This is a genomic window from Achromobacter sp. DMS1 (assembly GCF_001270295.1).
In genome coordinates this window covers 10,612-14,691 of sequence record NZ_LHSJ01000153.1, presented here as the reverse complement: position 1 = coordinate 14,691, position 4,080 = coordinate 10,612, and the positions used below count along the sequence as shown (strand labels likewise).

The 4,080-nt window shown below is 69.3% G+C and carries 4 protein-coding genes and 1 pseudogene; 4 read left to right on the top strand and 1 reads right to left on the bottom strand.

Annotation, left to right across the window (positions count from 1 at the left end):
- Window positions 1-292, bottom strand: a 292-nt coding sequence (locus AD428_RS27140; RefSeq protein ID WP_152968131.1) for a major capsid protein, incomplete at its 3' end; no start/stop codon positions are given.
- A 146-nt stretch (window positions 293-438) separates the two neighbouring features.
- Between AD428_RS27140 and AD428_RS16890 the strand changes: the two genes are divergently transcribed.
- From AD428_RS16890 to AD428_RS26265, 4 genes and pseudogenes are all read left to right on the top strand, one after another.
- Window positions 439-2,607, top strand: a complete 2,169-nt coding sequence (locus AD428_RS16890; RefSeq protein WP_082308467.1) for an ATP-dependent helicase — start codon at window positions 439-441, stop codon at window positions 2,605-2,607.
- A 75-nt stretch (window positions 2,608-2,682) separates the two neighbouring features.
- Window positions 2,683-3,696 (top strand): magnesium and cobalt transport protein CorA, encoded by a 1,014-nt coding sequence (locus tag AD428_RS16885; protein WP_053245947.1) that lies wholly within the window; start codon window positions 2,683-2,685, stop codon window positions 3,694-3,696.
- A 116-nt stretch (window positions 3,697-3,812) separates the two neighbouring features.
- Window positions 3,813-3,980 carry a hypothetical protein gene (locus tag AD428_RS28170; RefSeq protein ID WP_160318596.1) on the top strand — a complete coding sequence of 56 codons (168 nt, stop codon included), beginning with the start codon at window positions 3,813-3,815 and terminating at the stop codon, window positions 3,978-3,980.
- 2 nt (window positions 3,981-3,982) lie between these two features.
- Window positions 3,983-4,080 (top strand): annotated as a pseudogene (locus AD428_RS26265) (protein TolQ); the annotation flags it as partial.

Here is a 4,080-nt window from a genome sequence, read left to right as displayed (position 1 = left end):
CCTCATCGTGGCCGGTGAGCGCGTCGAAGAAATCCTCGCCAACGAAGGCATGCAGGCCGCTCATCCGTTCGCCCTGCAGGTTGTCCTCGACGTAGCGGACGACATCCASSCAAAGGTGCGTGGTCTGCGCGGTGGGCAGGGCGTAGAAGCCGGCGTCGGCCTCGGCCAGGCCGAATCGCGAGGCGTAGTGGCGCAGCCGGGCTTCGGGGGTGTGGGCGTGCGCGGGGTAGAAGCGCCCGCAGGCCAGCAGCGTGGGGTCGGTCCAGGAGGCGGTGCCCGTGAGCAGGCGCATGAGGGAGGTCGGACGAAATTCGGAAAATTCTGTATAAATATACAGTTCCCGGCTGGCGCGGAGCAATCCGCGGCCGGCCTTCCGGTTTCCGTTCCCCGGTTCCCGATTTCCTGTTTTCCGATCGACGGCCGCCCGCGGCCCGCCCCATGTCCGCTACCGATTTTCCGCCTTCCGATGCCGCGCTGGTCCGGCAGGAGCGCCCCGCAGCCGGGCGCCCCGCAGCCGGGCGCCCCGATTCCCGGCCCGGGTCGGCTGACCCTCTTGCCGAACTCAATCCGTCCCAGCGCGAGGCCGTCGAGCATGGCGCGGACGGCGGCATCGGGGAGAGCGGGCCGCTGCTGGTCATCGCGGGAGCCGGTTCCGGCAAGACCAATACGCTGGCGCACCGGGTGGCGCATCTCATCCTCAACGGCGCCGACCCGCAGCGCATGCTGCTGCTGACCTTCTCGCGCCGCGCCGCGCAGGAGATGGAGCGCCGGGTGGGCGGGGTGCTGGCGCGCGTCATGCGGCTGCGCCCGGGCGCGCAGCCGCCCTCGCTGCCCTGGTCGGGCACGTTCCACAGCATCGGGGCGCGTCTGCTGCGCGATTGCGCCGGCCGCATCGGCCTGTCGGCGTCTTTCACCATCCACGACCGCGGCGACGCCGAAGACCTGATGGGCATGGTGCGCCACGAGTTGGGCCTGTCGGCCGCCAAGTCGCGTTTTCCGCTCAAGGGCACCTGCCTGGCGATCTATTCGCGGGTGGTCAACAGCCAGGCGCCGGTGGCCGAGGCGCTGAACACGGCCTTTCCCTGGTGCGCGCAGTGGGAAGACGAGCTCAAGTCCCTGTTCCGCGCCTATGTGGCCGCCAAGCAGGACCAGCAGGCGCTCGACTACGACGACCTGCTGCTGTACTGGGCGGAAATGATGTCCGATCCGGAGATCGCGGCCGACGTGGGCGCGCGCTTCGACCACGTGCTGGTGGACGAATACCAGGACACGAACCGCCTGCAGGCCGCCATTCTGCTGGCCATGAAACCCGACGGGCGAGGCTTGACGGTGGTGGGCGACGACGCGCAGTCGATCTATTCCTTCCGCGCCGCCACGGTGCGCAACATCCTGGATTTTCCCTCCCGGTTCGCGCGGCCCGCCCGCGTGGTGACGCTGGAGCGCAACTACCGATCCACCCGGCCCATACTCGATGCCTCCAACGCGGTCATCGGCCAGGCCGCCGAGCGCTACGCCAAGAACCTCTGGACCGATCGGGCCTCCAGCCAGCGGCCGGAGCTGGTGACGGTGAGCGACGAGGCCGGCCAGGCGCGCTGGGTGGCCGACCAGGTGCTGGCGCAGCGCGAGGCGGGCCTGGCGCTCAAGTCGCAGGCGGCGCTGTTCCGCTCGGCCAGCCATAGCGCCGCGCTGGAGCTGGAACTCACCCGGCGCGACATCCCGTTCGTGAAATTCGGCGGCCTGCGCTTTCTGGAGGCCGCGCACGTCAAGGATCTGCTGTCGGTGCTGCGCTGGGCCGAGAATCCGCGCGGCCGCATGGCGGGCTTCCGTGCGGCGCAGCTGCTGCCGGGCGTCGGACCGGCCACCGCCGGCAGGCTGATGGACGCCATGGCGGCCTCGGCCGAGCCCTTGCGCACCTTGCGCGAATTCAAGCCCGGCGCGGCCGCCCAGGAAGACTGGCGGGCCTTCGCCCGCACCTACGAAGCCCTGTGCGATCCGGCGCTGCGCTGGCCGGCCGATGTGGACCTGGCCCTGCGCTGGTATGCCACGCACATCGAGCGCCTGTACGAGGATGCCCGGGTGCGCAAGGCCGACCTGGACCAGCTCGTGCGCATCGCCGCCGGCTACCCTTCGCGCGAGCGCTTCCTGACCGAACTCACGCTGGACCCGCCCGACGCCACCAGCGACGAATCGGGCGCGCCGCTGCGCGACGAGGATTACCTGATCCTGTCCACCATCCACTCCGCCAAGGGCCAGGAGTGGAAGGCCGTCTACGTGCTCAACGTGGTCGACGGCTGCATCCCGTCCGACATGAGCACCGGCTCGGCCGAGGAGATCGAGGAAGAGCGCCGCCTGCTCTACGTGGCCATGACGCGCGCGCGCGAGCGGCTGCAGCTCATCGTGCCGCAGCGGTTCTACGTGCACCAGCAGACCGGCATGGGCGACCGCCACGTGTATGGTTCGCGCACCCGGTTCATCACGGACGCCATGCTGCCCCTCTTCGAGCACCTGCCCAAGCCGCCCGAGCTGCCGTTCGGCCGGGGCGGGCGCGTCGCGCCGCAGGCGCCGCGCATCGACGTCACGCGCCGCGTGCGCGACCTGTTTTCCTGATCCGGGCCGCGCCCTGGGCTATCATCGTCGGTATTCCACGCTGCGCAGGCGGGGGCCGAACGCCTGAGGTCGTCTATGCTCAAGGAAACCACCGAAGCACGCGAAGCCGCCGGGCAGGGCGGCGAAGTCGTCGCGTCCATCGCCTACGTCAATGGCCGCCGCGCCCGCGAAGTGCCGATCGACGAAGTGGGCGCCCATATCCGGCAGCCCGACGGCATGCTCTGGATCGGGCTGCGCAACCCGCGCCCCGAGCTGCTCGCCCAGGTGACGAGCCAGCTCGGCGCCTGCACCAAGAACCAGGAAGAAATGCTGGAGCCGCACAAGCGGCCCAAGATCATCGACTACGGCAATATGGTGCTCATCGTCGCCATCACGGTCGAGGTCGAGGGCGACCGCCCGGCTTTCGGCGAAACCCAGTTCCTCATCGGCGACGGCTTTCTCGTCACCGTGCGGCGCGGCGCCACGGCGGGCCACAGCCCGCTGCGCGAGCGCCTGGAGGCTTCGCCCGACCTGCTCAAGCGCGGCAGCGACTACGTGGCTTCCGAGCTGCTGGACTGGCTGGTCGACCGCTACGTGGCGGCGGCGGGCAAGTTCGAGGCGGTGGTCGAGGGCGCGGAGCAGAAGCTGCTGATCCGCGGCGCCAAGGACGCCGATATCCGCAGGCTCTACCGGCAGCGCCGCGACCTGCTGCGCGTGCACACCGTGGTCTCGCCGCTGGCCGAGATCTGCCGCCGCCTGGCGCGGGTGGAAATGTCTTCGGTGGACGAGCTCGCGCGCCCATACTTCGGCGAGGTGGCCGACCGCGTGCTGCGGGTGGACGAGCTGTTCAATTCGCTGCGCGAGGCGCTGGCCTTCGCCTTCGAGGCCAGCCTCATGATCGGCCAGTCGGCGCAGAACGACATCACCCGCAAGCTCGCGTCCTGGGCCGCCATCCTGGCCGTGCCCACCGCCATCGCGGGCATCTACGGCATGAACTTCGAGTTCATGCCCGAACTCAAGACGCACTGGGGCTATCCCGTCACGCTGGGCGTCATCGCGGCGGCCTGCTCCTTCCTGTACTGGCGCTTCCGCAAGTCGGGCTGGCTCTAGGGCCGCCGGCGGGCGGCGCGGCAAAAACGGCCGCTTCCGCGCCGCGCCGGACGCGGCTGTGGCACACTGCCAGCCGTTTTCCCCAGCCTGTCCACACGAGAAGGAGCCCGGCAATCTTGCGCGGCAAACCCCCATTCCGCAACGGCGGCAAGCTGACCGCCCTGGTCGTGGCGCTCATCCTGGCGGCGGCCGGCGCCCTGGTGAACCACCTGCAKGCCATCCATATGCGGCCGACGGAACTTCCGGCCGACCTTCGCGCAAAACTGGAATTCATTCAGGAATAACCATGCAAGTCACCAACGACATGTCGTTGCTTTCGCTGATTTCGCACGCCAGCGTGCCGGTTCAGCTGATTATGTTGATTCTGTTGGGCATCTCGATCAT

Coding starts and splice junctions, on each gene's coding strand:
- AD428_RS16885 (WP_053245947.1), top strand. CDS start 2,683: ATGCTCAAGGAAACCACCGAAGCACGCGAAGCCGCCGGGCAGGGCGGC.
- AD428_RS16890 (WP_082308467.1), top strand. CDS start 439: ATGTCCGCTACCGATTTTCCGCCTTCCGATGCCGCGCTGGTCCGGCAG.